The 17,112-nt window shown below is 69.2% G+C and carries 21 protein-coding genes; 14 read left to right on the plus strand and 7 right to left on the minus strand.

Annotated features, from left to right (window positions below):
* Positions 1 to 22 precede the first annotated feature (22 nt).
* From IG04_RS0104255 to IG04_RS0104290, 8 genes are all read left to right on the plus strand, one after another.
* Positions 23 to 532, plus strand: a complete 510-nt coding sequence (locus IG04_RS0104255; RefSeq protein WP_030475187.1) for a GNAT family N-acetyltransferase — start codon at positions 23 to 25, stop codon at positions 530 to 532.
* Positions 510 to 1,286 (plus strand): arylamine N-acetyltransferase family protein, encoded by a 777-nt coding sequence (locus IG04_RS0104260; protein WP_036013667.1) that lies wholly within the window; start codon positions 510 to 512, stop codon positions 1,284 to 1,286. Before IG04_RS0104255 ends, IG04_RS0104260 begins: the two co-directional genes overlap by 23 nt.
* Positions 1,287 to 1,323: 37 nt before the next feature.
* On the plus strand, positions 1,324 to 1,833 hold the full coding sequence (locus IG04_RS0104265; RefSeq protein ID WP_030475189.1) for a YflT domain-containing protein: 510 nt from the start codon (positions 1,324 to 1,326) through the stop codon (positions 1,831 to 1,833).
* Between the two features lie 70 nt (positions 1,834 to 1,903).
* Positions 1,904 to 2,572: a hypothetical protein gene (locus IG04_RS0104270; protein WP_030475190.1), complete on the plus strand. Its 669-nt coding sequence runs from the start codon at positions 1,904 to 1,906 to the stop codon at positions 2,570 to 2,572.
* Between the two features lie 62 nt (positions 2,573 to 2,634).
* Positions 2,635 to 3,390: a TetR/AcrR family transcriptional regulator gene (locus IG04_RS0104275; RefSeq protein ID WP_030475191.1), complete on the plus strand. Its 756-nt coding sequence runs from the start codon at positions 2,635 to 2,637 to the stop codon at positions 3,388 to 3,390.
* On the plus strand, positions 3,387 to 4,223 hold the full coding sequence (locus IG04_RS0104280) for an NAD(P)H-binding protein (protein ID WP_030475192.1): 837 nt from the start codon (positions 3,387 to 3,389) through the stop codon (positions 4,221 to 4,223). Before IG04_RS0104275 ends, IG04_RS0104280 begins: the two co-directional genes overlap by 4 nt.
* A 63-nt stretch (positions 4,224 to 4,286) precedes the next feature.
* Entirely contained in the window at positions 4,287 to 4,517 is a 231-nt protein-coding gene (locus tag IG04_RS0104285; RefSeq protein WP_030475193.1) for a YciI family protein, read from the plus strand.
* Between the two features lie 7 nt (positions 4,518 to 4,524).
* Positions 4,525 to 5,769: an RNA polymerase sigma factor gene (locus IG04_RS0104290; RefSeq protein WP_030475194.1), complete on the plus strand. Its 1,245-nt coding sequence runs from the start codon at positions 4,525 to 4,527 to the stop codon at positions 5,767 to 5,769.
* Here IG04_RS0104290 and IG04_RS0104295 read toward each other — a convergent pair.
* Complete coding sequence (locus IG04_RS0104295) at positions 5,766 to 6,356, minus strand: LysE family translocator (protein WP_030475195.1); 591 nt, start codon at positions 6,354 to 6,356, stop codon at positions 5,766 to 5,768. The two genes, IG04_RS0104290 and IG04_RS0104295, sit on opposite strands and share 4 nt — an antisense overlap.
* Positions 6,357 to 6,479: 123 nt before the next feature.
* Here IG04_RS0104295 and IG04_RS0104300 point away from each other — a divergent pair, with 123 nt between their 5' ends.
* Complete coding sequence (locus tag IG04_RS0104300; RefSeq protein WP_245816015.1) at positions 6,480 to 6,902, plus strand: VOC family protein; 423 nt, start codon at positions 6,480 to 6,482, stop codon at positions 6,900 to 6,902.
* Here the strand turns inward: IG04_RS0104300 and IG04_RS0104305 are convergent.
* Entirely contained in the window at positions 6,895 to 7,632 is a 738-nt protein-coding gene (locus IG04_RS0104305) for a helix-turn-helix domain-containing protein (protein WP_211257667.1), read from the minus strand. The two genes, IG04_RS0104300 and IG04_RS0104305, sit on opposite strands and share 8 nt — an antisense overlap.
* Before the next feature lie 261 nt (positions 7,633 to 7,893).
* Here IG04_RS0104305 and IG04_RS0104310 point away from each other — a divergent pair, with 261 nt between their 5' ends.
* The 3 genes from IG04_RS0104310 to IG04_RS0104320 all read left to right on the plus strand — a co-directional run bounded on the left by IG04_RS0104310 (position 7,894) and on the right by IG04_RS0104320 (position 12,399).
* On the plus strand, positions 7,894 to 8,448 hold the full coding sequence (locus IG04_RS0104310; protein ID WP_030475198.1) for a TIGR03086 family metal-binding protein: 555 nt from the start codon (positions 7,894 to 7,896) through the stop codon (positions 8,446 to 8,448).
* Between the two features lie 8 nt (positions 8,449 to 8,456).
* Positions 8,457 to 9,149 (plus strand): aspartate/glutamate racemase family protein, encoded by a 693-nt coding sequence (locus IG04_RS0104315; protein WP_030475199.1) that lies wholly within the window; start codon positions 8,457 to 8,459, stop codon positions 9,147 to 9,149.
* Positions 9,150 to 9,243: 94 nt separating this feature from the next.
* Positions 9,244 to 12,399: a S8 family serine peptidase gene (locus IG04_RS0104320; RefSeq protein ID WP_063758208.1), complete on the plus strand. Its 3,156-nt coding sequence runs from the start codon at positions 9,244 to 9,246 to the stop codon at positions 12,397 to 12,399.
* Positions 12,400 to 12,435: 36 nt separating this feature from the next.
* Here IG04_RS0104320 and IG04_RS0104325 read toward each other — a convergent pair whose 3' ends face one another.
* The 5 genes from IG04_RS0104325 to IG04_RS0104345 are packed head-to-tail and all read right to left on the minus strand — an operon-like array spanning position 12,436 to position 15,715.
* The gene (locus IG04_RS0104325; protein WP_144065280.1) at positions 12,436 to 12,846 is read right to left on the minus strand and encodes a YciI family protein; all 411 of its coding nucleotides are present in this window, start codon (positions 12,844 to 12,846) and stop codon (positions 12,436 to 12,438) included.
* A 5-nt stretch (positions 12,847 to 12,851) separates the two neighbouring features.
* Entirely contained in the window at positions 12,852 to 13,250 is a 399-nt protein-coding gene (locus IG04_RS0104330) for a VOC family protein (RefSeq protein WP_030475202.1), read from the minus strand.
* Positions 13,251 to 13,294: 44 nt separating this feature from the next.
* On the minus strand, positions 13,295 to 13,867 hold the full coding sequence (locus tag IG04_RS0104335) for a TIGR03086 family metal-binding protein (protein WP_030475203.1): 573 nt from the start codon (positions 13,865 to 13,867) through the stop codon (positions 13,295 to 13,297).
* A 4-nt stretch (positions 13,868 to 13,871) separates the two neighbouring features.
* Positions 13,872 to 14,543 (minus strand): RraA family protein, encoded by a 672-nt coding sequence (locus IG04_RS0104340; protein ID WP_030475204.1) that lies wholly within the window; start codon positions 14,541 to 14,543, stop codon positions 13,872 to 13,874.
* An 11-nt stretch (positions 14,544 to 14,554) separates the two neighbouring features.
* Positions 14,555 to 15,715, minus strand: a complete 1,161-nt coding sequence (locus IG04_RS0104345; protein ID WP_030475205.1) for an MFS transporter — start codon at positions 15,713 to 15,715, stop codon at positions 14,555 to 14,557.
* 74 nt (positions 15,716 to 15,789) lie between these two features.
* On the opposite strand from IG04_RS0104345, the gene IG04_RS0104350 reads away from it, so the two are divergent.
* Both IG04_RS0104350 and IG04_RS0104355 read left to right on the plus strand, forming a co-directional pair.
* The gene (locus IG04_RS0104350) at positions 15,790 to 16,527 is read left to right on the plus strand and encodes a DeoR/GlpR family DNA-binding transcription regulator (protein ID WP_245816013.1); all 738 of its coding nucleotides are present in this window, start codon (positions 15,790 to 15,792) and stop codon (positions 16,525 to 16,527) included.
* Complete coding sequence (locus IG04_RS0104355) at positions 16,524 to 17,072, plus strand: HAD family hydrolase (protein ID WP_030475207.1); 549 nt, start codon at positions 16,524 to 16,526, stop codon at positions 17,070 to 17,072. Before IG04_RS0104350 ends, IG04_RS0104355 begins: the two co-directional genes overlap by 4 nt.
* Positions 17,073 to 17,112: the final 40 nt, after the last annotated feature.

Consider the following 17,112-nt stretch of genomic DNA (forward strand, 5'->3'; position numbering starts at 1 on the left):
ACGGCAGCGTCAGGATCTTCTCGTGGAAACCGAACGCCTGACGCTGCGGCCCATCGGCCGGTCCGACGAGGACTCATTGCGCGCGCTGCACGCCGACCCCGAGGTCATGCGGTACCTCGACCCGGCACCGGTCGAGAACTACCTCGGCGACGGCTTCCACGCGGCCGTCGAGAAGGCGACCGGCCGGTTCGCCGGCTGGTTCGAGTTCAAGGGCACGACCGAGGTCGAGCTCGGCTACCGGCTGCACCGCGCGTTCTGGGGCCTCGGCTACGCCACCGAGGGCGGGAAAGCCCTGATCGAACGTGGTTTCACCGCCGGTGATGTCCAGCGGGTCGTCGCCACCACGATGTTCGTCAACGCCGGATCGCGGCGCGTGATGGAGAAGTGCGGGCTGCGCCACGTCCGCACGTTCCACGCCGACTTTCCCGATCCGCTGCCCGGCACGGAATACGGAGAGGTCGAGTACGCGCTGACAAAGGAGGAATGGCAGCGAGCCCAGGGGGAACGGCATGTGGCAGACGGAATCAGTTGACTTAGGCGCGTACTTCGCGCGTACGGGGGCGTCGGCGTCGAGTTCGCTGACGGAGTTACACGAAGCGCATGTGCGCGCCATTCCGTTCGAGAACATCGACGTGATGCTCGGCCGCGTGCCGTCACTCGACCTCGGCGACATCCAGGACAAGATGCTCGGACGGCGTCGCGGCGGCTATTGCTACGAGCACCAACTGCTGTTCACGGCCGTGCTGGAACGCCTGGGCCACACCGTCAGCAGGCAGATGAGCCGTGTGATGACCGGGCCGCGCACGCACTTCATGTCCATCGTCGACGACCAGCTCGTCGACGTCGGGTTCGGCGCCGGAATGCTGCACCCGATGCCGCTGGCCGACGGCGCGATCGTGGACCAGGCCGGATGGCCGTACCGCCTGCGCCGCGAGGACGGCCGCTGGGTGCTGGAGAAGCAGTCGGCGGACGGCTGGGACCTGCAGCACGCGTTCGAGACCGGCATCGAGCAGCGCCCCGTCGACTATCTGGCCGCCAACTACTACGTCGCCACGCACGAACGGTCGCCGTTCAGCCGCCAGCTCGTCGTCATGCGTCTCGAACCGGGTCTGAGCCGCCGTCTTGTCGGCACGCAGTTCACCGTCGAACGCCCAGGGGAGAAACCTGAGAATTCTCAGGTAGAAGACCTCGGGAAAACTCTGGAATCGCTGGACATCACACTTACCGGCAGGGAGCTGAGTCACATCAGCTCAACTTTGGGAACAAAGGTGGGAGCGCGTTCGTAATACCTGGTGTAGGGACAGCAATTCGGAGGTGTTGGAAATGACCACCGCGACTCCGTTCGCCACGGGAACGAATTCCACGGGCGCCAACGCACTGCCCACCCCGCCCACGGGCTGGCCCATCGGGTCCTACGGGACCTACGAAGAGGCCCAGCGAGCCGTGGACCACCTGGCGGACAACGACTTCCCGGTCGCGGACGTCACCATCGTCGGCGTCGACCCGATGATCGTCGAACGCGTCACCGGTCGTCTGACCTGGGGCCGCGTCCTGGGCGGAGGCGCCGCGTCCGGTGCCTGGTTCGGTCTGTTCGTCGGTCTGCTGCTGGGCCTGTTCTCGACCGGCGGCGCCCTCGCCCCGATCATCACGGGTCTCGTCGTCGGTACGGTCTTCGGCCTGGCCAGCGCCGCCACCCGGTACGCCGCCACGCGCGGCCGCCGCGACTTCGCCTCGGTCACCCAGCTCGTGGCCGGCCGCTACGACGTGCTCAGCCACCCGCGCAGCGCCGAACGCGGCAAGGAGATGCTCGCCTTGCTCGCTTTGCGCGCTTAGAAGACCCCGCTCCCACCACAGGGAAACGCCGTCCCGATCTTCGGGGCGGCGTTTCCGCTTTACTGGCGGCATGTCGACTTGGGGGGCGCACTGGTGGCGGATCATGCCGTTCGTCGCGGGGCTGTCGGTGAGCGTGCTGGCGTCGGGCATCAGCCTGTTCGGAATGGTCCCGATCGTGCTGTGGTGCTTGCTCGCCCGCACCTGGCGAACGGGGTTGGCCGTAGGAATGACCCTGGCGGCCTTGCACGTGTGGTTCGTCGTGCCGCGTCAGCTGGGGTGGTCCGGGCCGTGGGTGCCCTCGTACGTCGAGAGGTTCTGGCTCTACGCGCTGGTCACGGCGTTCGTCTGCGCCGTCGGCCTGGCCGTCCAACGCCGGCTCCTGGCCGGTGCCGGGTGGCTGTTCGCGATGGTCGGAATGGGCTTCTTCATCACCGGGGTCGTCCTGTTCGACGAGCTGGAGGCCAAGCCCCGTGACGAGGGTGTGCTTCCAGGGCCGCCTGGGCTGCAGGTGGTCGAGGGTCCCGGCTACTGCGGTTCCGGCAACTGCTCGCGCGAGGTGACCATGACCGGGGACCGCGCGCCCGAGGTCGTGCGCGGGCACCTCGAATCCCGGGGGTACACGGCCCGGACGCCGGAGCGGATGTGCCGGGAGGTCGGAGTCGTGTTCACGCACGAGGTGTGCGCGGAGCCGAAGACGATCTCCGCCGACACGGTCGAAGTGACCTGGTACGTCAACTAGCGCCCATTTCCGTACGTCATACGGTATTGTTTCCGTATGGCCTACGGAAATGGGGTGGACGGATGGCCGCCGAACGCAGCGGCGGGGGAGACCCGGCCAGGACGCTCGCGCTGCTCTGGCGCACGCCGCAGGAGCCGAAGCCGGTCGGCAGGAAGCCCAAGGTGAGCGTCGACCAGATCGTCACCGCGGCGATCGCGGTGGCCGACCGCGAGGGGCTCGGCGCGATGTCGATGGCCCGCATCGCGCAGGAACTGAGCGTCGGCACGATGTCGCTCTACACGCACGTGCCCGGCAAGGCCGAGTTGATCGACCTCATGACCGACGCGGTGCTGCAGGAACGCGAACTCACGCCCGAGGGCACCTGGCGTGAGCGCGTCAAGCACTACGCCGACCGCACGCGTGCGGTCTACCAGGCACATCCGTGGATGCGGGACGTGTCGATGGTGCGGCCGCCGCTCGGGCCGGGACTCATGGACGGCCAGGAGTTCCTGCTGGCCGCACTCGCCGACTCCGGGCTGGAACCGAGACAGGTGACCGTCGCGCACGTCGCGGTCGAGGGCTTCGTGCACGGCGCCGCGGCGTCCGAAGTGGACGATCAACAGCTCGCGGCGTCGACCGGCGAGTCGGGTGACTCGTGGTGGGGCGCGCGGCAGGTGTTCTGGGACGACTACTTCGACGTCGAGCGCTACCCGGCGATGACGGCGCTGTGGAACGCCGGCGCCTACGACACCGAGGGCACGCTCGCGCAGAACATGCACCACTCATGGAACTACGGGCTCGACAGGTTGCTGGACGGCATCGAAGGGGGCATGCGATGACAACGCTGGTCACGGGCGCGACGGGCAACGTCGGCCGGTTGGTGGTGCGGGGTCTGGGCGGTCAGGTGCGGGCGATCACCCGCGACCCGGCCAAGGCCGGCTTCCCCGCCCACGTGGAGACGGTGAAGGCAGACCTCGACGACCCGGACAGCATTCCGTTCGACGGCGTGGAGAAGCTCTACCTGTTCGTGCACCCGCCGACCGCGCAGGAGGTGGTCGACCGCGCGGTGCGGGCAGGCGTGCGCAGGATCGTCACGTTGTCCTCGGGCGCGGTGACCTACGGCTACGACACCAGCCACCACCTACCGGTCGAGCAGGCCGTCGAGGCGTCCGGTGCCGAGTGGACCCACCTGCGGCCGGGCGAGTTCGCGGTCAACAAGATCGACCTCTGGGGCCCGTCGATCCGCGCGGACGGCACGATCGTGCACCCCGAACCGGACGCGTTCGGGCAGCCGATCCACGAGGCCGACATCGCCGACGTGGCGATCAAGGTGCTGCAGGAGGACGGCCACGCGGGCAAGGCCTACAACCTGTCCGGCCCGCCGCAGCTCACCCAGCGGGACATGGCGCGTGACATCGGTGCCGCGATCGGCCGCTCGTTGACGTTCCAGGACGTCACCGTGGAGGAGGCGCTCGCCTACTACGTGAGCGTCGGCTGGCCCGAGGAGATCGCGCGCTACATCCTCGGCCTCGGCGGCTACGAGGGCGGGGACCCCGACGACTTCACCGACTACGAGTTCGTCGTGTCGCCGGACTACGAGAAGCTCACGGGCAGGCCGTACCGGAGCTTCGCGCAGTGGGCGCGTGATCACGCGGCGGACTTCCGAGGCTGATCACCGCGTCGATTCGGCACCTCCTCGTTCGACGTCCTGGTAGACGGCGAACGAGGAGGTCCGATGCGGTTCATGGTGTTGGTCAGGAGCCCAAGTCCGTTGACGGCACTGCACGGGGACGCGCTGCTGCGCGCGGGGGTGCTGCTCGACGCGGGCGATCTCGTCCCGGACGCGTGCGGGGTGTCGGGGTACTGGCTGATCGACGTGCGCGACCGTGAGGAAGCGGTCGAGCGGATGAAGCGCATCGCGCTCCCGGCGTGCGTCGTGGAAATACGTCAGGTGGCTGTGGTCTGATTCCCCCATGGGGGTTACCTCGGTGCACCGCACCATCGACGCGGTCTGGCGGATGGAGTCGGCGAAGGTCATCGCCGCCCTGGCCCGGTACACCCGCGATGTCGGGCTCGCCGAGGAGATGGCGCAGGACGCGCTGGTCGCGGCATTGGAGCAGTGGCCGGCGGAAGGCGTGCCACGCAACCCCGGCGCGTGGCTGATGACCACGGCGAAGCGGCGTTCGATCGACCAGATCCGCCGGCGCGAGAACTTCAACCGCAAGGTCGAGGAGATCGGCCGCGACGTCCAGGAGGCCACGCCGGACGCCAGCGAGGGCGTCGACGACGAGATCGGCGACGACCTGCTGAGCCTCATGTTCACCGCCTGCCACCCGGTCCTGGGCACCGAGGCACGCGTCGCGCTCACGCTGAAGATGCTGGGCGGCCTCAAGACCGAGGAGATCGCCCGCGCGTTCCTGGTCAGCGACGCGACCGTGGCCCAGCGCATCGTGCGCGCGAAGAAGGCACTGGCCGACGCCGGGGTGCCGTTCGAGGTGCCAGAAGGCCCCGAACTCGCCACCCGGCTCGCCAGCGTCCTGGAGGTCATCTACCTGATCTTCAACGAGGGCTACTCCGCCACCCAGGGCGACGACTGGCTGCGCCCGGAACTCTGCGCCGAAGCGCTGCGGCTCGGCCGCGTACTCGCCGAACTCGCGCCCAAGGAGGCCGAGGTCCACGGCCTGGTCGCGCTGATGGAGATCCAGGCCTCCCGCACCAAGGCCCGCACCGGCCCCGGCGGCGAACCCGTGCTGCTGCTCGAACAGGACCGGGGCCGCTGGGACTGGCTGCTCATCGGCCGTGGCCTCAAGGCCCTCGAACGCGCCGAAGCCCTCAACCAGCCACCCGGCCCCTACTACGTACAGGCCGCCCTCGCCGCGTGTCACGGCCGCGCGCGCAAGGCGGAGGACACCGACTGGCAACGCATCGCCACCCTCTACCAGGTGCTCGCGAGCATCTCGCCGTCCCCGATCGTCGAACTCAACCGCGCCGTGGCGTTGTCGATGGCCTTCGGGCCCGCCGCCGGCCTCGCGCTGGTCGACGAGATCGCGGGCGAGAAGGCGTTGCAGGGCTACCACCTGCTGCCCAGCGTGCGCGGCGACTTCCTGATGAAGCTCGGGCGCAACGCCGAGGCCAAGGCCGAGTTCGAGAAGGCGGCCGCGCTCACCCGCAACGAACGCGAACGCACCCTGCTGCTGCAACGCGCCGCCGCCTGTTAGGTCAGCGCGAGCTTCACGCCCAGCGCCGCGAACGAGGCCGCGAAGAACCGCCGCAGCCACACCATCACCCGAGGCCGCGCCAGCACCCGGTCGCGCATCGACGCCGCGAACACCCCGTACACGGCGAACACCACGAACGTCAGCGCCATGAACACCGCGCTCAGCGTCACCATCTGCCCGAACCCGGTCGCGAACTGCGGCAGGAACGCCACGAAGAAGATCGTCAGCTTCGGGTTGAGCAGGTTGATCAGCACCGCCGACACCACGACCTTGCGCGCCGACGCCGGTGCCACCGCGGTGTCCACGACCAGTTCGCTCCTGTCGCGCAACGTCGACCACGCCAGGTAGACGAGGTACGCGACACCCAGGTACTTCACGATCTCGAACGCCAGCGCGCTCGCGTGCAGCAACGCCGCCAGCCCCGTCACCGTCGCCAGCACGTGCGGCACGATCCCCAGCGTGCAGCCGAACGCGGCGATCACGCTCGCCTTGCGCCCGTGCGCGAGACCGGCCGACAGCGTGTACAGCACACCGGTGCCCGGAGTGGCGACCGCGATCAACGTCGTGATCAGGAATGCGAGGCTCATGCGGTGAACTCTGCCGCGCAACCGGTCCAGTTGACAGAGCCACAAATCGCTCTTGAAGTTGGACCACTTCCGGTGTCGAGAACCCGGCGGCGGCTCCGTCCCCTGGGCATGAGCATCAAGAGCATGCACCACGTCGGAATGACCGTCACCGACCTCGCGGCCGCCGTCGAGTTCTTCGAGGAGCTCGGCATGGAGCTCGAAGGCAAGGCCCACATGGAGGGCGCGTTCGTCGACGGTGTCATCGGACTCGAGGGCTCGAACAGCGACATCGCGATGATGAAGACCCCGGACGGCCAGTACCGGATCGAGTTCAGCGAGTTCCGGGCCCCGCAGAGCATCGACGGCAGCTCCCGCGCGCCGATCCACGCCCTGGGCCTGCGGCACATCGCCTTCACCATCGACGACCTCGACGACACCCTCGCCCGCCTCGAACCGCACGGCGCCGAGCTGGTCAAGAACGTCGAGACGTACGAGAACCTCCTCAGGACCTGCTACGTCCGCGGCCCCGAGGGCATCCTCATCGAACTGTGCGAGTACCTCACGTGAGAGCCCGCGCATACGCCGTGGGCGAGACACCGACAGTCTGCGTGAAGTCCCGAACGAGATGGGCCTGGTCGCTATAGCCGAGGTCAGCGGCCAGATGCGCCCACTCGACGTCCGCCTCGGCCCGTTCCAGCGCCTCGTGGATGCGGTACCGCAGGATGACCCACTTCGGGCTCACCCCGACGTAATCCGCGAACAACCGTTGCATCGTCCGCACCGCCACACCGCAGTCCCGCGCGAAGTCCGCCACCCGCCGGATCTCCCGGTCGTCCCGGATCCGTTGGACCAGCTCCATCGCCAGCGTCGCCTGGGCATCGGCCACGGGACCGAGCCCCAGCAGGAACGCGTCGAGCGCGGCCACCCGCTCGTCCTCGTCCTCGACGTCCAGCACCAGCGCCGACGGGACGTCGAGGCACACATGCCGCCCGGTCCACTCCGACACCGGCTCGGCGCGGAACGGCCGGAACCCACCGGGCCGGAACTGCACGCCCGCCACCCGGATCCGCCCGTCGAGCATCCGGCTGGACAGCCCCAGTCCCACGCCCGCGATCTCCGGCTGGGCGAATCCACGCTCGAAGACGATGTTCACGGACGGGTGCGGCACGACGTGCGTGGTGTACGGCGCATCGAGCTGTCCGTCGATCAGCCAGTAGTGCTCGAGGTACGGCCGCAACTCCAAGCAAGGCATGCGACGGCGGAACCGGACGCGGGCGAACAGCTCGCGCGCGTCCACGATTCCCCGAGTGTCACGACGTGGCCCCTGCACAGTGCGAATCCTAGGGCCGCGACCGGCAGCCTTTGCCCCGTATTCGGCGGTCAGACGGGTGCATCGTGGTGCCGGCCCCACGTCCTCATCCTGGTCGGCTGTGGGCGTGGGGCCGGTGCCGCGAGGCGCCCTGCTGAGCGTCGAAGACGCGGCGAAGGTTGCCGGTCGCGGCCCTAAGTTGGCGCGTTTCTTCAAGAAGGACGAGTCGCCCGGAAATAGGCTCGAATCATGAAGCTCAGTGTTCTGCTCGACCGAGCCCGCGACCACGCACTGCCCGTCATCGCCAACATCACCGACGACGACCTGGCCAAGCCCACCCCGTGTGCCGACTACGACGTCCGCGCCCTGCTCGACCACCTGCTGCACGTCATCGTGGAGTTCCAGAAGCTCGCCGCGAAGCAGGACGCCGACTTCAGCCACACCCCGTCCTACCCCGACTGGCGCAGCCAGTACCCGGCCGAGTCCGCGAAGCTCGTCGACGCCTGGGCTCAGCCCGGAGCGACCGAGGGCATCTCCGGCAGCATGCAGATGCCCGCGCAGACGGTCGGCGGAATGGCGCTGCTCGACCTCACCGTCCACGCCTCCGACCTCGCCCAGGCCACCGGCCAGCGCTTCGAGCCCGACCCCGAGGTGTTCGCCGAGGTCGCCGGCCTCGTGGCCCAGATGGGACCGATGGCCGTCGAGTGGAAGGTCTTCAAGGAATCCGCCGAGGCACCGGCCGACGCGTCGCCGTTCGAGCAGCTGCTGGCCACCACCGGCCGCGACCCGCGCTGGAGTGCTTGACTGGCGCCATGCTGACGATCGGGATGCTGGGCGGGATGAGCTGGGAGAGCAGCGCGGAGTACTACCGGCTCGCGAACGTGCTCGTACGGGAACGGCTCGGCGGGCTGCACTCGGCGAAGGTCGTGCTGCACTCCGTCGACTTCGCCGAGATCGAACGCATGCAGGTCGAGGGCCGGTGGGAGGACGCGGGCAAGGCGCTCGCCGAAGCCGCCGCACACGTCCAGGCCGGCGGCGCCGACTTCCTGCTGATCTGCACCAACACCATGCACAAGGTGTTCGACCAGGTGCAGGCCGCCGTCGACATCCCGGTGATCCACCTCGGCGACACGACGGCCCTGGCGATCAAGCGGGCCGGGCTGACGACGGTCGGTCTGCTCGGCACCGGCTTCACCATGGACCAGCCGTTCTACCGCGAACGCCTGGAGTCGCACGGCCTGGAAGTGCTGCTGCCGTCCTCCGAGGACCGCGCGACCGTGCACCGGATCATCTACGACGAGCTGTGCGTCGGCGTCGTGCGCGAGGAGTCCCGCCGCGCCTATCAAGACGTGATCGCACGCTTCGTCGGGGCGCAGGGCGTCATCCTCGGCTGCACCGAGATCGAACTGCTGATCACCCAGGCTGACGTGCCGCTTCCGGTGTTCCCGACGACCCGCCTGCATGTCGGGGCGGCCGTCGAACGGGCGATCCAGACAACTCTGTGAACAAGTGATGTGATCCAGGCGCAACTCGGCCACCGTACGAAGTGTCTTAGTCACTGAGGGCTATTCCTCTTTCAGTGAACTAGGGGAGTTCGCGTTGAAACGATCACACATCGCCGCAGGGCTGACGGCTGTCGTGGTTGCCGCCACGGCAGCCGTTCCTGTTTCAGCGGCACCGCAGGAACAGCAGGTGCGTGCCGGCGGGCTGACCACGAAGGTCACGCTCGTCACCGGTGACGAGGTCATCGTCCACAACGGCAAGGTCCAGGCCAGGGGCGCCAAGGGCAGGGAGAACGTCGGGTTCCGCTCGTTCACGGACCCGCGCGGCGACCTGCACGTCGTCCCGCTCGACGCCCAGGCGAGGCTCAACTCCGGCGAGCTGGACGAGCGGCTGTTCGACGTCTCGCTGCTCGCCAGATCCGGCTACGACGACGCGGCGAGCAAGACGATTCCGCTGATCGTGCAGGGGCAGGGGATCAGCGCGGCGAACGCCGAGTCGTTGCCGAGCATCGGCGCGCACGCGATCACGGTCGGCAAGGACGGCTCGTTCTGGGCCGGTGCCCGGGCGGCGGGCACCGGCAGGATCTGGCTCGACGGCAAGGTCACCGCGTCACTGGACCGCAGCGCCGCGCAGGTCGGCGCGCCCCAGGCGTGGGAGAAGGGCTTCACCGGCAAGGACGTCACCGTCGCCATCCTCGACACCGGCGTCGACGAGACCCACCCGGACCTCGCGGGCGCCGTCGTGGAGTCGAAGAACTTCTCCGACAGCGACACCACCGACGACCGGGTCGGCCACGGCACGCACGTCGCGTCCACCGTCACCGGCGACGGCAAGTACAAGGGCATCGCGCCCGACGCGAAGCTCATCAACGGCAAGGTGCTCGGCGACCACGGCGGCGGCCGGGAAAGCGACATCATCGCCGGCATGGAGTGGGCCGGGGCCTTGGCCAAGGTCGTCAACATGAGCCTCGGCAGCTCGTGGCCCGACGAGGGCACCGACCCGATGTCGCTCGCGCTCAACCGCATCACCGAACAGACCGGCGCGCTGTTCGTCGTCGCCGCGGGCAACTCCGGTGGCACCATCGGCTCACCTGGATCCGCCGACGCGGCCCTCACCGTCGGCGCCGTGAACCGTGACGACACCCTCGCCGAGTTCTCCTCGCGCGGCCCGCGCTGGGTGAACAACGCCGTCAAGCCCGACATCACCGCGCCGGGCGTCGACATCGTGGCCGCGAAGGCCAAGAACGGCCAGATCGGCACGCCGGTCGGCGACGGGCACGTCGCGTTGTCCGGCACGTCGATGGCCACCCCGCACGTGGCGGGAGCCGCGGCGATCCTCGCGGCCAAGAACCCGGCGTGGAAGGCCGAGGACATCAAGGCCGCGCTGATGAACAGCGCCAAGCCCAACCCGTCGCTGACCATCTACGACCAGGGCGCCGGACGTCTCGACGTCGGCCGTGCCGCGTCCGCCGAGGTCTCCACGAACCACGGCAGCGTCTCGCTGGGCACCGCGCAGTGGCCGCACGACGACGACAAGCCCATCACGCAGAAGCTGACCTACCGCAACAACGGCACGTCCGACGTGACGATCGACCTCAGCGTCGCCGAGGTCAAGCCCGCCGGAGCCGGCCTGTTCAGCGTCTCGCCGGCGAAGCTCACCATCCCGGCCGGTGGCACGGCCGACGCCACGGTCACCGCCGACACCAAGGCCGCCATCGCGGACGGCGTCTACGGCGCGGTGGTCCTGTCCTCCGACGGCGTGCGGGTGCCCATCGGCGTCGTGAAGGAGGTCGAGAGCTACGACGTGAAGCTCACGTTCCTCGACCACAACGGCGCGGCGACGCAGTACTACAACTACCGGTTCGTCAACGTCGACCAGGCGCAGGCGCACTTCCGCCACGACCCGTCCGGCACGCTCGTGCAGCGCCTGCCCAAGGGCAGGTTCTTCCTCGACGGCACCATCAGCACCCGTGACCCCGACCCGACCAAGGGCGGCCTGATCACCACGCTGACGGAACCGGCGCTGGACGTCACCGGCAACACCGAGATCGTGTTCGACGCACGGCAGGGCATCCAGCCCGTGATCGCGGTCGAGCCGAAGGAGGCCAAGCCGGCGACCGCGGGCCTCGGCTTCCTGATGCAGGCCAACTGGGGTGCGACCGGCGGAACCTGGCACCTCAACAACTTCGACTCGGTCCGCGTCCGCCCGTCGAAGACGTCGTGGCCGAAGTTCGACTTCTACGCCGAGTCCGTGCTCGCCAAGCCGGACGCAGGCGGCAAGTTCGACGGCAGCCCATACCAGTACCACGTGCGGATCAGCGAGAAGACCCGCGTGCCGGCGAACCTCCAGCGTTCCGTGAAGGACCGCGAACTGGCCCGCGTCAACTCCGTCACGCACGCCCGCGTGCCGGGCTCGATCGGCCAGCGCGAGAACGGCGCCTCCGGCCCGCTGCCGTTGCGGCTCAAGGAGTTCTACACGCCGGGCGTCGAGTGGTTCGGTTCACTGACGGAGTTCACGAAGCTCGGCGAGTGGCCCAGCCTCGGCTACCAGGGCTCGGCCACGCCGCGCGTGTTCACGCTCGGCCGCACCACCACCGAGCACTGGAACAGCGCCGTCTACGGCCCCGGCGTGCCGCATTCCCCAGGAGCCGTGCGCTTCGCCGGACGCGCGGGCAACCTGCTGCGCCTCGACCTGCCCGTGCACAGCGCGCAGGGCATGTACGGGTACTCCTCCCCGAGCACCGGCCGCACCACCGTCACGCTGGACGGCAAGGTCATCTCCGAGCAGCCCTCGCCCGGATATGCCTACCTCCCGAACCTGCCGGCGGAGAAGAAGCGCTACACCGTCCACACCGAGGCGACCCGCGACTCGTTCTCGTCGCAGGTCAGCGCCGACTGGTCGTTCTACTCGGAGAACGTCCCCGGCGAGGAGTACAAGCCGGTGCCGTTGCTGGCCGTCCGGTTCGCACCCGCGCTGGACGAGAACAACCGCGCCGGACGCGTCGTCACCGTGCCGATCACGGTGGAGCGCAACGGAACGGGCACCGTCACCGACATCAAGGACCCGGCGGTGCAGGTGTCCTACGACGAGGGCAAGACGTGGAAGCCGGTACCGCTGCGCAAGACGCGGGCGGGCTGGCAGGTCACACTGATCCACCCGCACGGGGCCAAGAACGTGTCGTTCAAGGCTCGGGCGGCGGACGCGGGCGGTGACGTCCAGCAGACGATCATCCGCGCGTACGACCTGAGGTGACCGCGTGAGGGGCCGGTTCGCGCCGGCCCCTCACCGCTACTTCTGGTACGGCGCCAGCGTTTCCTGGTCCACGTCGGGCGCGCCCATGATCGGGTGCACCTCGATCGGCTGGTTCAGCGGCTTCCCGCCCGGCCCAGGGCACGCCGAGGCCTTGCGGGCGATCTCCAGCAGCCGTTCCTCACTGGCGACGTCGACCACCCAGTACCCGGCGATGACCTCCTTGGACTCCGCGAACGGACCGTCGACCACGACCGGCCCGGCGTCGCTGCCCCGCACCACGAACGCCCGCGCCGGACCGCTCAGGCCCTCGGACTGCAGCAGCTCACCCGACGCGCGCAGCTCGGCGTCCAGGTCGCGCATGTAGGCGATCATGCGGTGCATGTCCTCGTCGGACCAGGCGGCGAGACCCTCCCAGTCCTCCTGGCTGCCGCCGTAACTGACCAGCATGTACTTCACTTCCACTCCCCACCGGTAGCGCGGGCCTTGATCTCCTGCACGGCCCAGCTGTTGCCGTCCGGGTCGTCGAAGAAGATGAACGACCCTCCGTCCGCCTCGTTCATGCGCACGATCTCGCCGACCTCGACGCCGCGCTCCACGAGCTGCGCGCGGGCCTTCTCCAGGTCCGACACGACGAGTTGTACACCCTTCAACGTCCCCGGCTCGCCCTTGACGATGCCCTTGCCCATGACGATCGAGCAGCCGGAGCCGGGCGGGGTGAGCTGCAGGACGCGCGCGTCCTCGCTGAACGTCGTGTCGTGGTCGACCTTGAAACCGAGCTGCTCCTCGTAGAAGCGCTTCGAGCGGTCGAGGTCCGACACCGGTACGACGATGACTTCCAGGGTCCAGTCCATGTCATTCCTCTCAGCGGCTGTCCTTCACGCACCCGTCGAAGCGCTCAGGAACTTTTCGACATGGGGTCCCGGCCCACATACCCGAGCAGCCGGTCCTGCAACGGAGCGTCGCCGGGCACCGGGATCTCGGCGCCGTAGACCTCGATGCCGGGACCGAACGCGCCGGGTGTGCGGAAGCGTTCCATCAGCTCGGCGGGCACCGACGTCGCCGTTGCCCAGAGGCGTTCCACGTCGGCCGCCGGGATCGTCTCGTCCTGGCCGGTGGCGCGGGCGAGGTCCCAGCCGTGCAGCACCAGGTCGTCGCTGACGACCTGGTCGACGTGGTCCTCCAGCGTCATCGGGCCGGCAGGCGTGGAGACCTCGCTGTGGGCGCGGTCGGAGTCCAAAGCTTCCTGGACCTGGCGCCGGGCCTCGCGGAAGTCCGTGAGCGGGTCCTCGGTGCGTGGGATCGGATGGCCGAGCATGACGCCGTGCATGTCGATGACGTGGTCCACGACCTCAAGTGCCGTCCACTGCGCGCACGGTGAGGGGTTGTCCCACGCGTCGGATTTCACGTGGGCGACCTTCGCCTCGAACGCCTCCGCACGAGCCCGGTATCTCGCCGAAATCGATGTCATGGCCTCACTCCTCGACGGCGCCGCCGATCTTGCGCAGGTGTTCGCGGAACGTCAGCCCGCTCTCCAGGTACTCACTGAACCGCAGCTGGCCGCGCAGGGACTCACCCTGCCGCAAGCGCTCCGCCTGCGCTCGTTCGACGTCCCGGATGCCGCGCGCCTTCTCGATGAGCGCACCGGCATCGGACGCCGGCACGAACAGCACGCCGTCGTCGTCACCGCACACGATGTCGTCGGACGTCACGGTCCACTGGCCGATCTCGGCCGTCGAGAGAGCCTCGGGCGCACGGTCACGCAGGCTCAGCGGCCCCGTCGGGTTCGCGCCGAGGCTGAACACCGGCAGCCCGATCGTCCTGATGTCCTGGGTGTCGCGGTGCAGGCCCCAGATGACGACGCCGGCGAGCCCCGCCTTCCGCGCTTCGAGCACGATCAGGTCGCCCACGCAGGCCTCGTCCGTGCGGCCGTCGTTGTCGACGACCAGCACGTCGCCGGGCTCACTGCGTTCGATGGCCTCCAGGAAGACGTCCACACTGCCCGCGTGCCGGGCGGGCAGCACGCGGCCGCTGGTCTTCGCGCCAGGGATGACCGGTGTCAGGGAGACGGTGCGGACCGGGATGTCCGCCCGGATGCACGCGTCGGCGAGGTGTGCGGTGGTGAGATCCAGAGTGACGAGATCCATGCTCGCAATTCTTACGCCGAGACCTTCTCCTCGGCGGTATCGGTGCGCAACACGCCCGCGGACAGCGCCGCGACCAGGCACAGCGCCACCGGGAGCAGGAACGCGATGTTGAGCGGCACGACGTGGGTCAGCCAGCCGATCACCGCCGGTCCGGCCAGCACACCGAGGTAGCCCAGACCCGCGACGCGCGAGACGTTGGCGGCGGCGGCACCCGGTTCGGCGTGCCCGGCCGCGCTGAACAACTGCGGAACCGTGCCCGACAGGCCGATCCCGGCGATCGCCCAGCCCACCAGCGCCAGCCAGATCCACGGCGAGAGCGCGGCCGTCGCGATGCCGGCGGCACCGATCACCGAACCCCAGCGCAGCACCGCCATCGGCCCGGTCTTCGCGGAGACCCGGTCCGCGAGCAGCCGCCCGATGGTCATCGTCGTGGCGAACGCGCCGTAGGCGAGCGCCGCGATCTGCGGGGACGCGTCGAGGACGTCGCGCAGGTGCAGCACGCTCCAGTCGTTCGCGGCACCCTCGCTCAGCATCACCAGCAGGGCGAGCACCGCCATGACCCAGATCCGGCGAGGGGCCTTGCGCTTGCCGGTCTGCTCGGTGGCGTGCTGCGACTCCTTCTCGTCGAGCAGGAACCGGGCGGTCACGAGGCTGACGACGACGCCGAGCACGGCCGCGGCGCCGAGCGTCGTGGCGGGGGAGAGCTCCCAGCTCAGCGTGCGCGCACCGGTCAGCGCGGCGGCCACACCGCCGAGCGACCACGTCGCGTGGAACGCCGACATCACCGGACGCTGGTAGTGCCGCTCCACCACCACGGCGTGCGCGTTCATGCTGACGTCGATCAGCCCGTTGCCGATGCCGAAGATGAGCAGCGCCGCACCGAGCGTCCACTGGTTGACCGCCGCACCGGGCAAGAACGTCGTCACGCTGCACACGACACCGGCGAGCGGCACGACCAGCTTCACTCCCACGCGGTCGGTGAACTTGCCGCCGAGCCGCATGCCGACGAACGCGCCCAGCCCGAGCAGGAGCAGCAACCGGCCGAGCTCGGCGTGGTTGATGCCCGTGCGGTCCTCGACCGTCGGGATGTGCACGAGCCACAGCCCGAGCAGGAACCCGTTGAGGGCGAAGTACGTGAAGGTGGCGACCCGCGCGGCCTTGAGAGCGTTCACTTGCCTCACGCTAACGAACGATTCGCGTGTTCGAAAGCTTGAGTTTCGAACATCACTGTTGTTCAATCACGATCGTGTCCCGACTGAAGCAGATCACCGAGGCGGTCCGCGACGCCGGTTCGCTCGGTGTGGCGGACCTGGCGTCACTGACCGGCGCCTCCGAGATGACCATCCGCCGCGACCTGGAGGTCCTCGCAGCTCAGGGCGTCCTCGAACGCTACCGCGGCGGCGCGAGGAGCCTGCTCCTGCGCGGTTCCGAACCCCCGTTCGCGCTGCGCTCGGACGAGAACACGACCGCCAAGCGCCGCATCGCCGCCGCCGTGGCCGCCCTGATCGCGGACGGCGAGTCGGTCGTCCTGGACAGCGGCACCACGTGCCTCGAAGTGGCCCGCCTGCTGCATGACCGACGCCTGACCGTCATGCCGTTGTCCCTGCACGCCGTGAACGCCCTGTCTTCTTCTTCGACCCTGACGTTGCTCGTCCCCGGCGGCCGCCCACGCCTCGGCGAGCTGGCACTCACCGGCCCGCTGACCCTGGCCTCGCTGCAGTCGTTGCGCTTCGACACCGCGGTCATCGGCTGCTGCGGCCTCTCCGCCGAACACGGCCTGACCGCCTTCGACCTGGAGGACGCCGCGGTGAAACGAGCCGCCATCACCTCGGCCCGCCGCGTCATCGCCGCCGTGGACGCCTCGAAACTCACCCGAACCGCCCTGGCCCATGTGGCACCCGTGTCCTCTTTGGACGCAGTGGTCACCGACGCGGAGAGCGCCGAGGGCCTCACCGCCGCCGGCGTCGCCGTGGTGACGGCATGATCGTGCTGTTCGACATGTTCGGCGTGATCGCCCGCGACCAGTCACCCGAGGTCATGGCCACGATGAGCACCGCGCCGGAGTTCTGGGACGCCTACTGGGCCCACCGCCCCGCCTACGACCGCGGCGACGTGACGGCGAGCGAGTACTGGGCCCTCGTGGGCCACCCGCCGCTGGTCGAGAAGGACGTGGCCAGCTGGAACCGAGTCGACTACGAGATGGTCGCGCTGCTGCACGAACTGCACAACGCGGGCCGGCGCATCGCGTTGCTGTCCAACATCCCCGAGGACCACGCCCGGAACTTCGAGCGCACCTACGCGTGGCTCGACCTGTTCGAGCTGCGCGCGTTCTCCTGCCGGATCGGCCACGCCAAGCCGGACCGCGCGGCCTTCGAATGGTGCCGCCACGCGCTGGGCGACGACGACATCCTGTTCGTGGACGACCGGCTGGAGAACGTGCGGGCCGCGGAGCTGGCCGGGATGCGCGGGCACCACTTCACGGGGATCGACGGGCTGCGCGCGCTGCTCGGTGCCGCCAAGGACGGCTAGTGCGGTCCCAGCCTGACGTTCTCCGCGAACGCCGGCTGGG

Origin of the sequence: Lentzea albidocapillata (genome assembly GCF_000719115.1) — a bacterium.
Taxonomy (GTDB): Bacteria; Actinomycetota; Actinomycetes; order Mycobacteriales; family Pseudonocardiaceae; genus Lentzea; species Lentzea albidocapillata.